The organism is Chitinimonas taiwanensis DSM 18899, assembly GCF_900119825.1.
In the GTDB taxonomy this organism is placed as follows: Bacteria; Pseudomonadota; Gammaproteobacteria; order Burkholderiales; family Chitinimonadaceae; genus Chitinimonas; species Chitinimonas taiwanensis.
This window is the reverse complement of sequence record NZ_FPKR01000006.1, coordinates 183,254-199,623: the sequence shown is the minus strand read 5'-3', so window position 1 is coordinate 199,623 and position 16,370 is coordinate 183,254. Positions and strand designations below refer to the sequence as shown.

17 protein-coding genes and 3 tRNA genes are annotated in these 16,370 nt (G+C 62.6%); 5 read left to right on the top strand and 15 right to left on the bottom strand.

Features of this window, described 5'->3' with window-relative positions:
* Window positions 1-61 precede the first annotated feature (61 nt).
* The gene (locus BT173_RS09275; protein WP_072428360.1) at window positions 62-1,399 is read left to right on the top strand and encodes a TolC family outer membrane protein; all 1,338 of its coding nucleotides are present in this window, start codon (window positions 62-64) and stop codon (window positions 1,397-1,399) included.
* 57 nt (window positions 1,400-1,456) lie between these two features.
* Here the strand turns inward: BT173_RS09275 and BT173_RS09270 are convergent, their stop codons facing one another.
* The 12 genes from BT173_RS09270 to BT173_RS09215 form a co-directional block, all read right to left on the bottom strand.
* Window positions 1,457-2,248 carry a TIGR00266 family protein gene (locus BT173_RS09270; RefSeq protein WP_072428359.1) on the bottom strand — a complete coding sequence of 264 codons (792 nt, stop codon included), beginning with the start codon at window positions 2,246-2,248 and terminating at the stop codon, window positions 1,457-1,459.
* Window positions 2,249-2,274: 26 nt separating this feature from the next.
* Window positions 2,275-2,889, bottom strand: a complete 615-nt coding sequence (locus BT173_RS09265; protein ID WP_072428358.1) for a flavin prenyltransferase UbiX — start codon at window positions 2,887-2,889, stop codon at window positions 2,275-2,277.
* Window positions 2,886-3,755 carry an RNase adapter RapZ gene (gene rapZ, locus BT173_RS09260; protein WP_308417569.1) on the bottom strand — a complete coding sequence of 290 codons (870 nt, stop codon included), beginning with the start codon at window positions 3,753-3,755 and terminating at the stop codon, window positions 2,886-2,888. The genes BT173_RS09265 and rapZ overlap by 4 nt, the downstream gene beginning before the upstream one ends.
* Before the next feature lie 2 nt (window positions 3,756-3,757).
* Window positions 3,758-4,699 (bottom strand): HPr(Ser) kinase/phosphatase, encoded by a 942-nt coding sequence (gene hprK, locus BT173_RS09255; RefSeq protein ID WP_072428356.1) that lies wholly within the window; start codon window positions 4,697-4,699, stop codon window positions 3,758-3,760.
* Window positions 4,700-4,749: 50 nt separating this feature from the next.
* Window positions 4,750-5,205, bottom strand: a complete 456-nt coding sequence (locus BT173_RS09250) for a PTS sugar transporter subunit IIA (RefSeq protein WP_072428355.1) — start codon at window positions 5,203-5,205, stop codon at window positions 4,750-4,752.
* A 154-nt stretch (window positions 5,206-5,359) separates the two neighbouring features.
* Window positions 5,360-5,698 (bottom strand): ribosome hibernation-promoting factor, HPF/YfiA family, encoded by a 339-nt coding sequence (gene hpf, locus BT173_RS09245; protein WP_072428354.1) that lies wholly within the window; start codon window positions 5,696-5,698, stop codon window positions 5,360-5,362.
* Window positions 5,699-5,744: 46 nt separating this feature from the next.
* Window positions 5,745-7,211: an RNA polymerase factor sigma-54 gene (locus BT173_RS09240; protein WP_072428353.1), complete on the bottom strand. Its 1,467-nt coding sequence runs from the start codon at window positions 7,209-7,211 to the stop codon at window positions 5,745-5,747.
* A 36-nt stretch (window positions 7,212-7,247) separates the two neighbouring features.
* The gene (gene lptB / locus BT173_RS09235) at window positions 7,248-7,970 is read right to left on the bottom strand and encodes an LPS export ABC transporter ATP-binding protein (protein ID WP_072428352.1); all 723 of its coding nucleotides are present in this window, start codon (window positions 7,968-7,970) and stop codon (window positions 7,248-7,250) included.
* Window positions 7,967-8,521, bottom strand: a complete 555-nt coding sequence (lptA, locus tag BT173_RS09230) for a lipopolysaccharide transport periplasmic protein LptA (protein WP_072428351.1) — start codon at window positions 8,519-8,521, stop codon at window positions 7,967-7,969. The genes lptB and lptA overlap by 4 nt, the downstream gene beginning before the upstream one ends.
* Complete coding sequence (gene lptC / locus BT173_RS09225; RefSeq protein ID WP_072428350.1) at window positions 8,502-9,080, bottom strand: LPS export ABC transporter periplasmic protein LptC; 579 nt, start codon at window positions 9,078-9,080, stop codon at window positions 8,502-8,504. Before lptC ends, lptA begins: the two co-directional genes overlap by 20 nt.
* A complete protein-coding gene (locus BT173_RS09220) occupies window positions 9,077-9,562 on the bottom strand; it encodes a KdsC family phosphatase (RefSeq protein WP_084658385.1) in 486 nt (161 codons plus the stop codon). Before BT173_RS09220 ends, lptC begins: the two co-directional genes overlap by 4 nt.
* 63 nt (window positions 9,563-9,625) lie before the next feature.
* Window positions 9,626-10,612 carry a KpsF/GutQ family sugar-phosphate isomerase gene (locus BT173_RS09215; RefSeq protein WP_072428349.1) on the bottom strand — a complete coding sequence of 329 codons (987 nt, stop codon included), beginning with the start codon at window positions 10,610-10,612 and terminating at the stop codon, window positions 9,626-9,628.
* A gap of 150 nt (window positions 10,613-10,762) precedes the next feature.
* On the opposite strand from BT173_RS09215, the gene BT173_RS09210 reads away from it, so the two are divergent.
* Window positions 10,763-12,730 carry a monovalent cation:proton antiporter family protein gene (locus tag BT173_RS09210; RefSeq protein WP_072428348.1) on the top strand — a complete coding sequence of 656 codons (1,968 nt, stop codon included), beginning with the start codon at window positions 10,763-10,765 and terminating at the stop codon, window positions 12,728-12,730.
* A 46-nt stretch (window positions 12,731-12,776) separates the two neighbouring features.
* Here the strand turns inward: BT173_RS09210 and BT173_RS09205 are convergent, their stop codons facing one another.
* The 3 genes from BT173_RS09205 to BT173_RS09195 are packed head-to-tail and all read right to left on the bottom strand — an operon-like array spanning window position 12,777 to window position 15,785.
* Complete coding sequence (locus BT173_RS09205) at window positions 12,777-13,430, bottom strand: prepilin-type N-terminal cleavage/methylation domain-containing protein (protein WP_072428347.1); 654 nt, start codon at window positions 13,428-13,430, stop codon at window positions 12,777-12,779.
* Window positions 13,431-13,478: 48 nt separating this feature from the next.
* The gene (locus BT173_RS09200) at window positions 13,479-14,441 is read right to left on the bottom strand and encodes a prepilin-type N-terminal cleavage/methylation domain-containing protein (RefSeq protein ID WP_072428346.1); all 963 of its coding nucleotides are present in this window, start codon (window positions 14,439-14,441) and stop codon (window positions 13,479-13,481) included.
* Window positions 14,442-14,444: 3 nt separating this feature from the next.
* Entirely contained in the window at window positions 14,445-15,785 is a 1,341-nt protein-coding gene (locus tag BT173_RS09195; RefSeq protein ID WP_072428345.1) for a hypothetical protein, read from the bottom strand.
* Between the two features lie 224 nt (window positions 15,786-16,009).
* Between BT173_RS09195 and BT173_RS09190 the strand changes: the two genes are divergently transcribed.
* The 3 genes from BT173_RS09190 (at window position 16,010) to BT173_RS09180 (ending at window position 16,330) form a co-directional block, all read left to right on the top strand.
* Window positions 16,010-16,094 (top strand) — tRNA-Tyr (locus BT173_RS09190).
* Window positions 16,095-16,163: 69 nt separating this feature from the next.
* Window positions 16,164-16,237: transfer RNA gene (locus tag BT173_RS09185), tRNA-Gly, on the top strand.
* A gap of 18 nt (window positions 16,238-16,255) precedes the next feature.
* Window positions 16,256-16,330: transfer RNA gene (locus BT173_RS09180), tRNA-Thr, on the top strand.
* Window positions 16,331-16,370 lie beyond the last annotated feature (40 nt).

Sequence of the window (16,370 nt, the reverse complement as noted above, 5' to 3'; positions counted from 1 at the left end):
TATAAAATACCGATCGGTATGTTTAGGCCTGCGGCGCGCAGGCCACCTCAAAGGATGCTCTATGCAACGCTTTGCACTTCGCTCGCTGGTCGCGGCACTGGCGCTGGCCACCGGCTCGCTGGCCTCGGCCGCCGATCTGCTGCAGGTTTATCAGGAAGCCAAGAAGTACGACGCCACCTATGCGGCGGCCGAGGCCGAACTGCGCGCCGGCCAGGAAAAGTCCAAGCAGGCCAATGCGCTCTGGCTGCCCACCGTCAAGCTGACCGGTGATGCCAAGCGTCTGAGTTCGGAAAAGGAATTTGGCGGCGCACCGAGCGCGAATACCGACAATAGCGGCAACCAGTATGGCTACAGCCTGAATGCCACCCAGCCCCTGTACCGTGCCGATGTCAGCGTGGGGGCCAGCCAGCTGAACGAGCAAGCACGCCTGGCCGAGGTCAGCTTTGCGGCGGCCAAGCAGGATCTGATCCTGCGTGTATCGCAAGCCTATTTCGATGTGCTGTATGCGCAGGACAGCTTGGAATTCGTGCGTGCACAGAAGGATGCCGTCTCGCAGCAACTGGCCCAGGCCAAGAAGAGTTTCGAGGTAGGGGTGGCGACCATCACCGATACCCATGAGGCGCAGGCCAAGTACGACGCCATCATCGCTAGCGAGATCGCCGCTCAGAACGAGCTGGCGGTCAAGCAGAACGCGTTTTTGCAGCTGACCGGCGTGCCGGCAGATGGCCTGGCCGGCCTGCCCACCAAGATGGAAGCCAGCCCGCCAGAACCGGCGGATGTGAATGAATGGGTCAAGCGTGCTGAGCAGCAGAGCCTGAGCATCGATGCTCAACGCGGCGCACTGGCGATTGCCGAGGCCGAGATCGATAAGTACCGCCTGCATCGCCAACCGACGCTGGACCTGTATGCGCAGTACGGTCAGGACTTCAATAAAGGCGGCCTGACGGCGAATGGTGGTACCGACAAGACCAAGACCACGGCGATTGGCGTGCAGCTGAATGTGCCGATCTTCACCGGTGGCGCGACCAGTTCCAAGCTGCGTGAATCGCTGGCCCTGCGCGACCAGGCCCAGCACAAGCTGGAGGCATCGCGCCGCGATACCGCGCAAAACACCAAGCAGGCCTTCTTGGGTGTGCAGGCCGGTGCCGCACAGATCCGCGCGCTCGACCAGGCGCAGCTGTCGGCGCAAAGCTCGCTCGATTCCACCAAGTTGGGCCGCGAAGTCGGTGTGCGCACCACGCTCGACCTGCTGAATGCGCAGCAGCAGTTCTACTCGACCAAGCGCGACCTGGCCTTGGCCCGCTACAACTACCTGCTCAACCAGCTCAAGCTGTCGGCCGCGGTCGGCGATCTGGGCGAGAAGGACCTGGAAGCGGTCAACAGCCGTCTGGCGCGCTAGACAACGCCAAGGCAAAAGGCCACCCCAGGGTGGCCTTTTGCTTGTCTAGCGCCGCGCTTACTCGCGCTCGAAGATATTCGACAGCCCGCCCAGCACCGAGCCCTGCTCGCCGCCGGTGCCGCCACCTGCGCGTGATGCGCCGACGATGCGATTGGCCAAGCGCGATAGCGGCAGGCTTTGCAGCCAGACCTTGCCCGGACCGCGCAGCGTGGCGAAGAACAGGCCCTCACCGCCAAACAGTGCGCTCTTCACATTGCCGACAAACTGGATGTCGAAATCCACACTGGGCTGGAAGGCCACCACGCAGCCGCTGTCCACACGCAGGGTTTCACCCGGCTTGAGTACCTTTTCGATCACCGCGCCGCCCGCGTGTACGAAGGCCAGGCCATCGCCTTCCAGCTTTTGCAGGATAAAGCCTTCACCGCCGAAGAAGCCGGCGCCGAGCTTGCGCTGGAAGCCGATGCCGAGCGAGACGCCCTTGGCGGCGCACAGGAAGGAATCCTTCTGCGCCATCAGCGTACCGCCGAGCTCGGACAGATTGACCGGGATGATCTTGCCCGGATAGGGCGCGCCAAAGGCGACCTTCTTCTTGCCCTGACCCTGGTTGACGAAGATAGTGGTGAACAGCGATTCGCCGGTCAGCAGGCGCTTGCCCGCGCCCATCAACTTGCCCATGAAGCCTTGCTGCGCGGCGGAGCCGTCGCCGAACACGGTGTCCATCTGGATGCCGTCTTCCATATAGAACAGCGTACCGGCTTCGCCCACCGCAGCCTCGCCTGGGTCGAGCTCGATTTCGACGAACTGCATATCGTCGCCGAACAGCTGGTAATCGATTACATCCATGGCCATCTCTTCTCTCCTAGGGTTGAGGGGGATTATGTGACGTCGCCCCAGCGCTTCATCAAGTTATGCGGTACCGCCAGCTGGTCGAGGATGCGCGCGACCACGAAGTCGACCAGGGCCTCGACCGACTGCGGGTGGTGATAGAAACCAGGATTGGGCGGCAGAATGCACACGCCCAGGCGGGCCAGCTTGAGCATGTTTTCCAGATGCAGCGCGGAATACGGCGTTTCGCGCGGCACCACGATCAGCTTCTTGCCTTCCTTGATGCTGACATCGGCGGCGCGCTCGATCAGGTTGTCGCTCATGCCGGCGGCCACAGCCGCCAGCGTGCCCATCGTGCACGGGCAGATCACCATCGCATCGGCCGGGTTGGAGCCCGAGGCCACTGGCGCGAACCATTCCTCGCGGCCAAATACCTGCAACAGCCCATTCGCCAGGCCATAGCGCGTGTGCAGCATGGCCTCTACCTCCTTGGCGCGCGAGGGCCAGGTCTCGCCGATCTCCTGCTTGATGACGATTTGCGCCGCCTGCGAATACAGCAGGTAGACCTGCACCTTGGCTTGCAGCAGGCATTCGAGCAGGCGCAGACCGTAGGGCATGCCCGAGGCACCGGTCAGTGCCAGGGTAATGCGCTGGGGTTGGCTCATGCCTCACCCCGCCGTTCACGATGGCGGGTCAGCACTTGGCGGTCGCTATCAAAACGCCGGGCCAGCTTCTCGGCCAGCCAGACCGAGCGATGCTGACCGCCGGTGCAGCCGATGGCGACCGTCAGATAGGCGCGGTTGTCATTATCGAAGGCCGGCAACCAGGTATCGAGGTAGCGCACCACATCTTCGTACATCTGCTGGCCAGCCGGTTGGGCTTCAAGGAAGTCGATGACCAGTTGGTCGCGTCCGGTGAGCGGGCGCAGCGTGGTGTCGTAGTAGGGGTTGGGAATGCAGCGCGCATCGAAGACCAGATCAGCATCCAACGGCAGGCCGTGCTTGAAGCCAAAGGACTGGAAGATCACCGTCAGCTGCGATTGGTCGAGATGCAGCAACTGTTTGACCCAGCTGCGCAACGCGTTCGCGCTTAGATCACTGGTATCGACACGATGGGCAAGGTCTGCCACACCAACCAGCAGCTCCTGCTCGAGCACGATGCACTCCGACACCGTCAGCTCGGGATGGGCGACCGAGAGCGGGTGCTTGCGGCGGGTCTCCGAAAAGCGCATCTGCAAGGCATCGGTCTTGGCCTCCAGGAAGAGCACGCGCAAGTCCAGGCCTTGGGCCTTGAGTTTGGCCACCGCCTCGGGCAGGGCGGGCAGACTGTGGATGCCCCGCACGTCCACGCTGATGCCGATGCGGCGATGGCCCTCATCGCGTAGCGCCTGCACCGCTTGTAGCAGCAGGGTGGCGGGCAGATTGTCGATGCAGTAATAGCCCTGATCCTCGAGCTGCTTGAGCGCCACGCTCTTGCCCGAGCCGGACAGGCCGGAAATCAGCACGATCTGCATTGCGGCTATCGACTGCATGCTTACTCTCCCGATTCCATAAAGCGTTGATGGCGTTCGATGAACTCGCGTGTCGAATCGATGCCGCGCAGTTGCAGGATGTAGTTGCGCACGGCAGCTTCGACCAGCACGGCCAAGTTGCGACCCGCTGCCACCGGCAGAACGACCTTGCGGATGGCCACGTCAAGCACCGATTGCGTCGCCGCCTGCATCTGCAAGCGATCGAGCGGGGTTACCGATTCGGCCTGCTTGGTCAGATGGATGATCAGCTTGAGGTTCTTGCGCGGGCGCACTGCGGTTTCACCGAAGATGGTGCGGATATTCAGTACGCCCAGGCCGCGTACCTCCAGGAAGTCGCGCAGCAGCGGCGGGCAGCGGCCCTCCAGCGTATCGGGTGCGATGCGGTACAGCTCGACCACATCGTCGGCCACGATGCCGTGGCCGCGCGAGATCAGCTCCAGCGCCAGCTCGCTCTTACCCATCGCGCTCTCTCCGGTAATCAGCACGCCCACTTCCAGCACATCGAGGAAAACCCCGTGCAGATTGGTCGACACCGCCAAGGCCTTGGCCAGATAGAAGCGCAACACATCCATTAGATAGGGCGACTGCTCGGGCGAGGTCAGCAGGGGGACATGGGCACGCTCACAGGCCTCGCGCAGCACATCGGGCGCCGGCTGGCCATTGGCCACGATCATGGCGGCCATATCGGTGCTGAACAGATGGTCGAGCGACTTCTTCAGCGGCCCGGCCTCCACGCCCTGCAGATAGGCGATTTCGGCGAGGCCCAGTACCTGGATGCGATTCGGGTGAACGAAGTTCAGGTGGCCGACCAGCGCATGAGCGGGCTTCTGGTTATCGGCGTCGTTGGAGAGCAGATTGTTGGCGCCGCTCTGGCCTGCCAGCCAGGTCAGGCGCAGTTTTTCGGCATTGTCGATGAACAGCTGGCGGACGGTGATTTGCGGCATGGACGGGCTCTCATGGCGGTTGCCCCGATTCTAGCCGCTAGTGCGCTGTTTCAGGGTTGCCAGGCAGTCAATAAACGATAGCTTTCTTCGACCGAGTCGGCGGTGCAGAGTGCCTCGCGCAGTTTCTTGTCGCTGAATAGCTGCGCCAGCTCGGACAGGATCTGCAGATGCAGGTCGGTCGCCTGCTCGGGCACCAGCAGCACGAAGGCCAGATTGACCGGCTTGCCATCGGGTGCTTCGAAGGGAATGGCGGCTTTCAGGCGCACGAACATGCCGACCGCCTGCTTGATACCCTTGATGCGTCCATGCGGAATGGCCACGCCCTGGCCGAGGCCGGTGGAGCCGAGTTTCTCGCGGGCGAACAGGGCATCGAAGGTGGCGCTGCGCGCAATGCCATTGCTGTTCTCGAACAAGAGGCCAGCCTGTTCAAACAGGCGCTTCTTGCTGGTCAGGTCCAGATCGAGGAAGACATTGGCTGGCGGCAGGATGGAGGCTATCAGGGCCATGACGGGACAGATCGAAATAAGGCCGCCATTGTACGCCGCTCCGCCTTAGCGGCAAGGCGCGCATGCCGGACCGCGCGTCGGGATGGACAATAAAAAACGGGAATGGCGTCCCTGTGCCATTCCCGTCCCTCGCGTGCCTGAAAAGGTCTTGCAATCAGGCGGCCGGCTGCTCCGGCTCGGGCTGGTATTTCATGGCATCGGAATGCCGGTCGTTGTAACGCTTCTCCTTGTGCTTGAGCACCTGTCGGTCCAGCTTATCGGCCACCAGATCAATGGCGGCATACATGTCTTCCTGAATCGCTTCTACGTGAATGTCCTTGCCTCGCACATGGACGGTAACCTCGATCTTCTGTTGCAGCTTTTCCACCGAAAGGATGACATTCATGTCGATCACATGGTCGAAATGGCGGGTTACCCGTTCCAGCTTGGTTTCAACATACTCGCGGATGGCTTGGGTAACTTCGAGGTGATGCCCACTGATGGTCAGATTCATACGACTCTCCTTGTGTTAAGGATGCCGCCGGAGACTGCGCTGGCGGCTAGAGGGACTTGCGTTGGTTCACGGGAGGGATATGCATGGCTTCACGGTACTTGGCGACGGTGCGGCGGGCGACGTTGATGCCCTGCTTGCCGAGGACTTCGGCAATCGCGCTGTCGCTCAGTGGCTTCTTATTGTCTTCGCTTTGTATCAGTTGTTTGATCAGGGCCTTAATGGCAATGGCGGAACATTCACCGCCTGAGTCGGTATCGACATGGCTGCCGAAGAAATACTTGAACTCATAGATGCCTCGCGGGGTAAGCATGTACTTCTGGGTGGTGACGCGCGAGATGGTCGATTCGTGCAGATCGAGCTCCTCGGCAATATCGCGTAGTACCAGGGGACGCATGGCGACTTCGCCATGTTCGAAGAAACGCTGCTGCTTCTCGACGATGGCCTGGCCGACGCGCAGGATGGTTTCGAAGCGCTGCTGCACATTCTTGATCAACCATTTTGCCTCCTGCAGCTGGCCGGAAAGCCCGGCACCGCTGTCCCTTTGCTGACGCAGAATGTTCGCGTACAGCTGGTTGACCTTCAGCTTGGGCATGGCAGCTTCGTTCAACTGCACCGTCCAGCCCTGCTTGAGTTTCTTCACGATCACATCCGCGACCACATAACGGGTGTCGGATTCGCCGAAGGCGGCACCGGGACGCGGGCTCAGGCGCTTGATCAGCTCCTGTGCGGCTTTCAGCGCCTCGTCGTCGCATTTCAGCGTTCGCTTAAGCTTACTGTAGTCCTTGTTCGCCAATAAATCGAGGCCATTGGTAACCACGGCCAAAGCCAGTTTGCAGGCGGGTTCGTGGCTGTTGAGCTGCTGCAGCTGCATGCCCAGACAGTCCTTCAGATCGACTGCGCCCACACCACAAGGTTCCAGCTGACGTACCAACTGCCAGGCCACCTGCAGCTCATCCAGTTCGAGTTCCAGCGCCTCGCGCAGCTCCGGCGGAATCAGCTCATGGATCTCGGCCAGGCTCATGCCCAGATAGCCATCGTCATCGAGTGCATCGATGATCAGCGTGGCGACCGCGTGGTCGCGTGGGCTCAACGGCAAGAGGCCAAGCTGTTCCAGCAGATGCTCGCGCAGCGTGGAAATACGCGCGACATTCGCCTGTGCATCGAACTCGTCATCGCCCTCGTTGCCCTTGCCGCTGCCGCCCGAGGCCTCATTCCAGTAATTGTCCCCGAGCGAGTCATCCATATCGAAGTCAGGCTGGCTCGCTTCGTCCGCGGGCGTCTCTGCCGCGGCCGCGGCCTGCTCGACCGGTGCGGTGGGCGTGCCGTCTTCGTGCACCAGATAGGTGTCGGGTTCGTTATCGTCCTCGCGCTCCAGCATCGGGTTGTCTTGCAGGAAGCGCTCGATCTCCTGGTTCAGGTCCAGGGTGGACAGCTGCAATAGCTTGATCGACTGCTGCAGCTGGGGCGTGAGCGTGAGGGACTGGGAGAGCTTGAGCTGGAGGGATTGTTTCATACCGGTCTGTGCATGGGGCGCTTGGGCTGCCTGGGTTTACAACCGGAAATGCTCGCCGAGATAGACGCGGCGCACATTGTCGTTATGGACGATTTCTTCGGCACTGCCTGAGGCCAGTACGCTGCCTTCATTAATGATATAGGCGCGATCGCAAATCCCCAGGGTTTCGCGCACATTGTGATCGGTGATCAGCACACCAATGCCGCGCTCCTTCAGGAAGCGGATGATCTTCTGGATATCCATCACCGCAATCGGGTCGACGCCGGCAAACGGCTCGTCCAGCAGGATGAAGCGTGGATTGGCGGCCAGCGCGCGCGCAATTTCGCAGCGGCGTCGCTCACCGCCTGACAGGGCCAGTGCGGCGCTATCTCGCAGATGAGAGATATTGAGCTCGCGCAGCAGCTCTTCCAGCCGGTGTTCGATCGCATCGCTGCTGGTCTCGTGCAGCTCCAGGATCGCGCGCACATTCTCGGCCACGCTGAGCTTGCGGAAGATGGACGCTTCCTGAGGCAGGTAGCCCAAGCCCATGCGTGCCCGTTCGTGCATGGGCAGATGGGTGACATCGGCGTCGTCGAGCTGGATCTGGCCGCCGTTCAAGGCCACCAGGCCGACAATCATATAGAAGCTGGTGGTCTTGCCGGCGCCGTTCGGGCCGAGCAGACCGACCACTTCGCCGGCGTCCACGTGCAGCGACACATCGCGCACCACGGTGCGCGCCTTGTAACGTTTTTGCAGATGCTGGGCAGACAGGCGGCTCATGGCTTGCTTTGCCCTTCGGCAGTGGCAGCTGGCTCGGTCTTCACGCGCGGCTGAATCACCATGCGCAGGCGACCATCGCTGCCTGGCGTACTGGCTGGGCTGCCCTCGGCACGGTATTGCTCGGTCTGGGTGTTGTAACTAATGCTGCTGGCGCTGATCTCGTCGCCGCCGCTCTTCAGCCAGGCTTGGCCCATCAGCCGCACCTCGCCATTGCTGCTGTCGTATTCAAGCTTGTCGGCACGTGCTTCCAGCCAACCACGTTCGCCTTCCAGCTTCTGGCGAAACGCCACCGGGCGGCCTTGTGCGCGTACCTGCTGGTCGCCGCTGGGCAGCGCCTGCAGTGTGGCTTTCTCGGCTTGCAGCGAGAGCGAACCCTGGGTCAGTTTGACGCCGCCTTCCAGTACCGACAGCCCCTTCTTTTCATCGCGCTGGCCACTGCCGGCATCGATATGGATGGGTTTGCTGCGGTCGGCCAGTTCGGCTTGAGCGGTTAGCGTCAGGCTGGCCAGCAGGCAGAGCTGCAGCAGCCGCTCAGCGTTTGGGCGGGGCATAGTCGATGCTCACTTTGCTGCTCAGCTTGAGCCGAGCTTGATCATGATCGTAATGAAAGCCGGTGCTGCTGGCCTGGTCGGCGCCCATCCGCAATTTGGTTGGTGCATCCGAGCTGGCTTGACCGAGCCTTGCGTCCAGCTGCAGGCGGCTGGTGCGCAGCTGCACCGCGGGTGTTTCGCCCGCGGCGCGCGCCAACAACACATCCTGCTCGAACCACAGCTGGTCGCCGCCGGCGTTCGCGGTGGCCTTGTCAGCCTTCACGCTCAGGGCCGGTTCACCGGGCAGCGTGCGCTGCAGACTGGCGCGCTCAAATTCCGAGCGGCCATCATTCGGGTAGTGGCGCATCTGATCGGCCTTCAGCTGGTAGAGCGGCTTGCCGTCCTCGCCATGGCCGATTGCGGCGAAATGGCTGATGCGCAGATCGGGCGTGCGATCTGCGGCGCCGGGCGCAAAGCTCGGCACCTCGGTCACCCGGTCGAGCATCACCGCCATGCCGGCCATCAGGCCCAGCAGTAGCAGCGGGAAGGCGCGCGCGGCGCGATCAGGCAGCATGCTCATGCGAGATAGGGCGCCAGTTGTGCGTCCAGGGTGCCCTGGGCCTGCATGATCACTTCACAGGCTTCGCGTACTGCGCCGTGTCCGCCGCGCGCGCCGGTGACATAGTGGGCGTGCTGGCGCACCAGGGTGGGGGAGTCGGGCACGGCAATCGCGAAGTGCACGCGGCGCATGACAGGCAGGTCGATCACATCGTCGCCCATGAAGCCGCATTGCTCGGGCGTGAAACCCAGCTCTGCGATCAAGGCCTCGAAGGACGCACGCTTGTCGTGCGCACCCTGTACCAGGTGGTCAATGCCCAGATTGCGCGCACGGTGCTCGACCAGCTTGGATTTGCGGCCGCTGATGATGGCCAGCTGCACGCCTGATTGCTTGAGCATTTTCAGGCCGTGACCATCCAGCGCATTGAAGGCTTTCAGCTCTTCGCCGCTGTCGGTGTAATACAGACCGCCATCGGTCATCACGCCGTCCACATCAAAAATCATCAGGCGAACGGTTTGGGCGCGTTCCAGCACAGGGTAGTCCTTATTCAAATCGGTTGATGGCGCTCAGACCACGCCAGCCTGCAAAAGATCATGCATGCGTATTGCGCCGACCAGGCGGCTGGCATCGGTGACCAGCAGTACATAGACCTTGGATTGTTCCATCTGCTGCACGGCCTCGACCGCCAGCCGGTTGGCATCGATGGTTTTCGGACGCCGCGTCATCACATCGGCAATGGCGGCCTGCTTGAGGTCGATATCCTTATCCATGGCGCGGCGCAGATCGCCGTCGGTAAATACACCCAGCAGTTCGCCGTCCGCATCGGTCACCGCGGTCAGGCCCAGGCCCTTGCGCGTGATCTCGAACAGCGCGTCGCGAATGCTGGCGGCCGTGCTGACCACGGGCAGTGCCTCGCCCTGATGCATGACATCGCGCACATGCACCAGCAGCTTGCGCCCCAGGCTGCCGCCAGGGTGGGAAAGTGCGAAGTCATCGCGGCTGAAACCGCGCGCTTCCAGCAGGCTGACTGCCAGCGCATCGCCTAGGGCTAGTGCTGCGGTGGTGCTGGCGGTGGGGGCTAGATTGAGCGGGCAGGCTTCCTTGCTCACGCCGGCATCCAGATGCACATCGGCTGCCTGGCCGAGCGAGGAGCGCGGGTTGCCGGTCATGGCCACGATGCGTGCGCCCTTGCGCTTGATGGCGGGTAGCAGCGCGATCAGCTCATGGCTTTCGCCTGAATTGGATAGCGCGAGCACCACGTCGTCGGCGGTGATCATGCCCAGGTCGCCATGGGCGGCTTCAGCCGGGTGCATAAAGAAGGCGGGCGTGCCGGTGGAGGCCAGCGTGGCGGCGATCTTGCTGCCGATATGGCCGGACTTGCCGATGCCGGCCACCACCACGCGGCCGCTGCAGTTCAGCATCAGGGCGTGGGCGCGGGCAAAGGATTCGTCCAGGCGGGCGGCGAGGGCGGTAATCGCATCGGACTCGATCGCGAGCACATCGCGAGCCAGGCTAAGCAGATCGGCTTGGTTAAGCGGGCGTGGAGAGGTCATGGCGTGGAAGTATAAGGGAAGCCTCGCCCCTCGTGCGCGGCGGCAGGCACGGTTCTTGATGGGCGGTGCACATTTCCCCTTTTTGCTGCAGCGCAAGCGCGGCGAGCCAGGGCCTTCGTATAATCGAGCATCACTCTGTTCAGGCCTGCCATGCACCACGCGCTGGAAACCGTTCTGCTCTTGCTTGCCGCCGCGGTGGCGGTGGTCACCCTATGTCGGCGCTTTCAGTTGCCGGCCATGCTCGGTTATCTCTTAGTCGGTATTGCCATTGGGCCGCATGCGGCGGGCCTGATCGCCTCGTCCAGCGAGGCTTCTGAGCTGGCTGAGTACGGCGTGGTCTTTCTGATGTTCAGCCTTGGGCTGGAGTTCAGCCTCCCGCGCCTGGTTGCCATGCGTAGCACGGTATTCGGCCTAGGCTCGGCCCAGATGGCGTCGACCATGCTGCTGGTGATGCTGGCCACCCTGCTCTATGGCCTGCCCTGGCAGGTGGGGCTGGTGCTGGGCGGTATTCTGGCCATGTCGTCTACCGCCATCGTCACCAAGTTGCTGGCCGAGCGGGTGGAAGTGAATGCCACCCATGGCCAGCAGGCGATTGGCGTATTGCTGTTTCAGGATCTGGCCGTGGTGCCCCTGCTGATCGTGACACCTGCTCTGGCTCGCCCGAGCGGTGATCTCGGCCTGGCGCTGGGCGTGGCTGCCCTGAAAATCGCGATCACCCTGGTGGTGCTGCTCTACTTCGGCCCCAAGCTCTTGCGGCCGCTGTTTCATCTGGTGGCCAAGGGGCGCTCTACCGAGCTGTTCGTGCTTAATGTGCTGCTGGTGACCTTGGGTATTTCCTATGTGACCGCCCAGGCTGGGCTGAGCCTGGCGCTGGGCGCTTTTCTGGCAGGGATGTTGATTGCCGAAACCGAGTATCGCCATCAGGTGGAGGAAGATATCCGCCCGTTTCGCGATCTGCTGCTCGGCCTATTCTTTATTACTGTCGGCATGCGCCTCGATCTCGGTGCGGTATGGGCGCACTTCCTGGCGGTGCTGCTGCTGTTTCTATTCCTCACCGTGGGCAAGGCGGCGCTGATTGCCGGCCTGACCCGCTGGTTTGGGCGCAGCTCCAGTACCGCGGTGCGCACTGGCCTGGCGCTCGGACAGGGCGGCGAGTTCGGCTTCGTGCTGTTGGCACTGGCCGCGAGCTCAGGCCTGCTGCCGCGCGCGGTTGAGCAGGTGGCACTGGCCGCCATTCTCTTATCCATGCTCGCTGCCCCTTTTCTGATCCAGCGCTCGGATGCCATCGTGCGACGCTTTATCGCCTCGGACTGGATGCTGCAGGCCATGCGCCTGACCCAGCTGGCGGCAAAGACCATTGCCACTTCCGACCACGTGATCCTGTGTGGCTATGGGCGCAGCGGGCAGGCACTGGCGCGCGTGCTGCAGCAGGAGGATGTCAGCATCTATGCGCTTGATCTGGACCCAGAGAGGGTCAAGGAGGCGGCGGCGGCGGGCGAGAGCGTGTCCTTTGGCGATGCCACCCGGCGCGAGGTGTTGATGTCGGCCGGGCTCAGTCGCGCGCGCGCGCTGATCGTCACCTATGACCACACGCCCTCGGCCTTGAAGATTCTCGATATCGTGCGCCACGAGCGGCCTGATCTGCCGGTCATTGTGCGCACCTGGGACGATAGCGATATCGAAAAGCTGCGCGCTGCCGGTGCGGACGAAGTGGTGGCCGAGATCATGGAGGGCAGTCTGATGCTGGCCTCGCATGCGCTAATGCTGCTCGGTGTGCCACTTAACCGCGTGTTGCGCCATATTCGCGATGCGCGCGAGCAGCGTTATAGCCTGTTCAAGGGATTCTTCCGCGGCGCCAGTGACGACAGCATCGAGGAGCAGGCTCAGCCGCGCCTGCATTCGGTGCAGCTGATTGCCGGTGCGGCGGCGGTTGGGCGTACCTTGCCTGATCTGAAACTGGCTGACGATGGGGTGAGCCTAAAGAGTTTGCGCCACGCTGGACGCAAAGTGGATGAGCCGCCCGCCGACCAGATACTGGTGGTCGGCGATGTGATGGTGCTGCTGGGCGCGCCTGAGGCACTGGCCCGCGCGGAGCGGCGGCTGCTGCAAGGCGAGTAGGCGGCGCAACCGCCCACGCTGACCGTGGGCGGTGCTGGCTTGAGGATCAGGCCGCGCGGCAGACAGTATAGAGCGCGTCCTCGCTATAGGCGGTGGCGGCATCGGCGACCGCAGCGGCAGGCGCGGTGTTGTTGGCGCTGGCCGTGGTGGCGCGCGTGCTGCCCGCATTGGGTGTGCCGTCGTCGAGCTGGGTGTCCAGCGCCAGCGCGGCCTTGCCGGGCAGTCCGCCCATGCAGATAGCTGGGCCGCTTATGCCCATCGGGGCGTTGGTGATGCCGGTCGGTCCGCCATAGGCATTCTTTGGCACCGAGTTGGCTGCTGCATCGGCTGGATTGCCGGTCAGCAGCCCGGCTGCTCGCAACTGGCGCCAGAAATTGTCGCCTTCTCCCGCGCCGGTAAAGGTCTGCGCATCGCTGATATCAAGCACGCCATTGCCATTCCCTGCCGGAATATCCGTCCAGGCCGTACCCCGTGCAGCAATGCCAGCCGAGCCGCCGCTGTCGTCACCCGGTAATTGGCGGTAGCGATCGCGATAGCTATTGAAGGCGGCGGAAATCCCGTTCAGCTCATTGGCGGCATTGCGGATCTTGCCGTTCTCTATCATCTCTTGGCCTTTGAGCACACCGCCCAAGAGTAGTCCGATGATGACCAGCACGATGGCGATTTCAATAAGGGTGAAGCCCCGTTGCGGGTTTTGCATGGTTTCCTCCTGCGCAATATATTTTTTGGTCGGGTAATGCGCTCCTGATTATGGCAACTGACCTACCGAGATCAAGCGGCTGTAAAGCTCGGGGCCGGATAGCCAGATCAGCTGGTCGTCGAAGCCGCCGCCACTCCCATTGGCCTCATAAGGCGGGTGCCAGACAAATACCCGGTCATTGCTGCCACCTTTCGGATTCGGGTTCTGCGCTTCATCCGCACCGCTGCCGCCGGTCGGCGCATTCGGACCCACGGAATACAGTACGGCCACCGCGGCGATGGCCAGCGTACTGGCATGGCTGGCGCAGCCGCTGCTGGAGGCGCCGCTGCTGCTATTGCATACCACCAGTTGCGGGCCGAAGCTGCCATTGATGGCATCCAGGCTATTGAGCCCGGCATTGAAGGCGATGTCCTGCAGCCCGCTACGCCCGGTGTTGGCATCGCGCGGCGCGCTGAATGGATAGAAGCTGCTTTGACTGCGCGGTGGTATGGGTAGCCAGCCGCTACTGGCGGCGCTGAGTTGACGGTTGCTGAGTGCGTAGCGCAGGCGATGGGCGCTGCTGCCGCCCCAGCTATCGGTGTTGACGCCGCCCACTAGCGAGCCCGATAGCCCCAGGCTCAGCGAGGGCAGCAAGCCGGTGCTGGCATTGGCGCTGGCAAACACGCTGCAGCGTCCGTGGCTGGGCGCAGTGCTGCCTGGGCCGAACAATTCCGTGCCGCAGGGGCCGCTGGCATTGCTGCAGAACGACTCATAGCCTTGGCTGGTCTCGGTGGCTGGGCAGGGCATGCGCGCGTTGGTGGCGGCAAAGCCGAGCAGCGCCTGGCGCGCTTCTTCCAGCTTGGCGGTGGTGTCCCTGTGGTGCTGGTTGGCCAGTTGCGCGGGCAGCACGCTCAAGGTCGCACCCAGCAGTAGTCCGACCAGCATCAGCACCATCGCCAATTCGACCAGGCTGAAGCCGCGTGCGTAGGCCAGGGGTTTGCCTGTGACGAAGCGTGCAGATGGGCTGAGCATGCCTTACTCCAGGCTGCTGAATAGATTATGCGGATGCCTGGGCCTGATATAGCTGTCGGCCTCTGCGGCGGGGGTGCTGTTATCCCAGCCATCCTGGTTGGGCACCTCATCCAGATAGTCGGCCAAATTGCTGGAGCCCAATCTTGGCGATGCGCTGCGGCTGGCGCCGGGTAGGGCGATTAGGGCAAGGGCGGGCTGGCCGTCCAATATGAGCGTACTGCGACACGACTGCAGCATGCCAACTTGCGCCGGGCATTCCCCGCCTGGACAGCTCGCCGGGCTGGGATGGCAGGTATCGATCAGCCCTGTGCCTTGCCCCTTGCCGAGTTGGACGCCGCCGCAGGCCCCGCCATGCGGGCTAAGGCCATTTGCGCTGTTGCCGTAGTAAATCGCCTGATGCCATAGGTTCCAGTTCAGCCAATATGGATAGCTGTCCGCCGCGAACAGACTCTCCGCTGCGGGCAGGCGCCCGCGACAGCGACTGGTGTCGGGGCTGCAGGCGCTAACCGTCATGGATGGGGCACTCAGCTGGCAGGCAGGATTCTCATGGGCGGCGGGGTGCGGGTAGCGCCCATGGGCTTTCGCATAGCCACCCAATAATCGTTCGAACTCGCGCGCCACGCGCCGGGAGGCAAGGTCGAGCAATTCAATGCTGCTGATCATGCTTAGCCTGTCGTTCATCAAGGGGGCGCCGCTGCTGCCATACACCGGGCCCGCAATGAACGGACCGCCGGCGCTGTGGTTGCTGCGTCCGAGGGCGGCCTCCAGATAGTTACTGGCAACTGTGCTTGCCCCAGCATCGCGCTGCTGGTTTCCCAGTGCGCTGCCAGGCGCAAACAGCACCGCGGCAGCGCGCGCATGGCTGGGCGTGATCAGCGTCGCGCCGTCGCCGGCGTAAACCTGCAAGCTCGCCTGCGTGTCGCTATTGATCACCCGGTTCCAGCTGCTCCAGCGCCAACGGAAGCTGCCGTCCACCGCATACCAAAGTGGCTCGCCATCGCCGTCCACGATTTCACCCAGACCCAGCGTGCGCCAAGGCAGTCGACCCAGTGCGCCGGCGGCGCAACTACCCTCGGCGCTGCCGTATTCCGGCGTACCGGGCGCGCTGGTGTCGGGGCAGGGCAGCTCGCCTGGGCGGTCATTACAGACCCCTTGATCCTTGTCCTGATCCTTGCAGACTGCGCCACCCACACCGCGCGCGTAGCTCCAGGCCAGCAATGCAAGTCGTGCTTTCTGCAGTGCTTGCAGTGTGCGCGCCTCACTTAGCTGCTTCGCGGCCAAGTTATTGGCGCGGCCGATCAGCATGCTGCTGGTAAATAAAATTAGCGCCAGCAGCATCAACATCAAGGCTGCGCCGCTTTGCGTATGCGTCGCGGGCGGTCTGGCGTGCACGGTATTGAATTGAAAGGATTTGTTGCTGGATTCAGACGAAGTTGAATGCGACTTTGAGGCGGAAAAATGCCGATTTTGGCCCGCTGGCGCGGCTTGCGTGGCAGCGAGATTGAAAATAATCGCAAACAAAGTGTTGACACCTCCGAGGCTCATCACCATAATGCGCCCCTCATTCAGGAGGGGTTCCCGAGCGGTCAAAGGGATCAGACTGTAAATCTGACGGCTCTGCCTTCGAAGGTTCGAATCCTTCCCCCTCCACCAGAACAATAGTAGTAGGTAGTGCCGCGGTGAAGTTTGGCCGTGTGGCAAGTGGGTAAGAAGTCTTGTCGTGCGGGTGTAGCTCAATGGTAGAGCAGAAGCCTTCCAAGCTTACGACGAGGGTTCGATTCCCTTCACCCGCTCCATCGTTTTGTGTGTGGAATGCCCATGTAGCTCAGGGGTAGAGCACTCCCTTGGTAAGGGAGAGGTCGGCAGTTCGAATCTGCCCATGGGCACCATCCCCTTGATAGTTTCTTCTATTCGCATTTAAGGACTCCG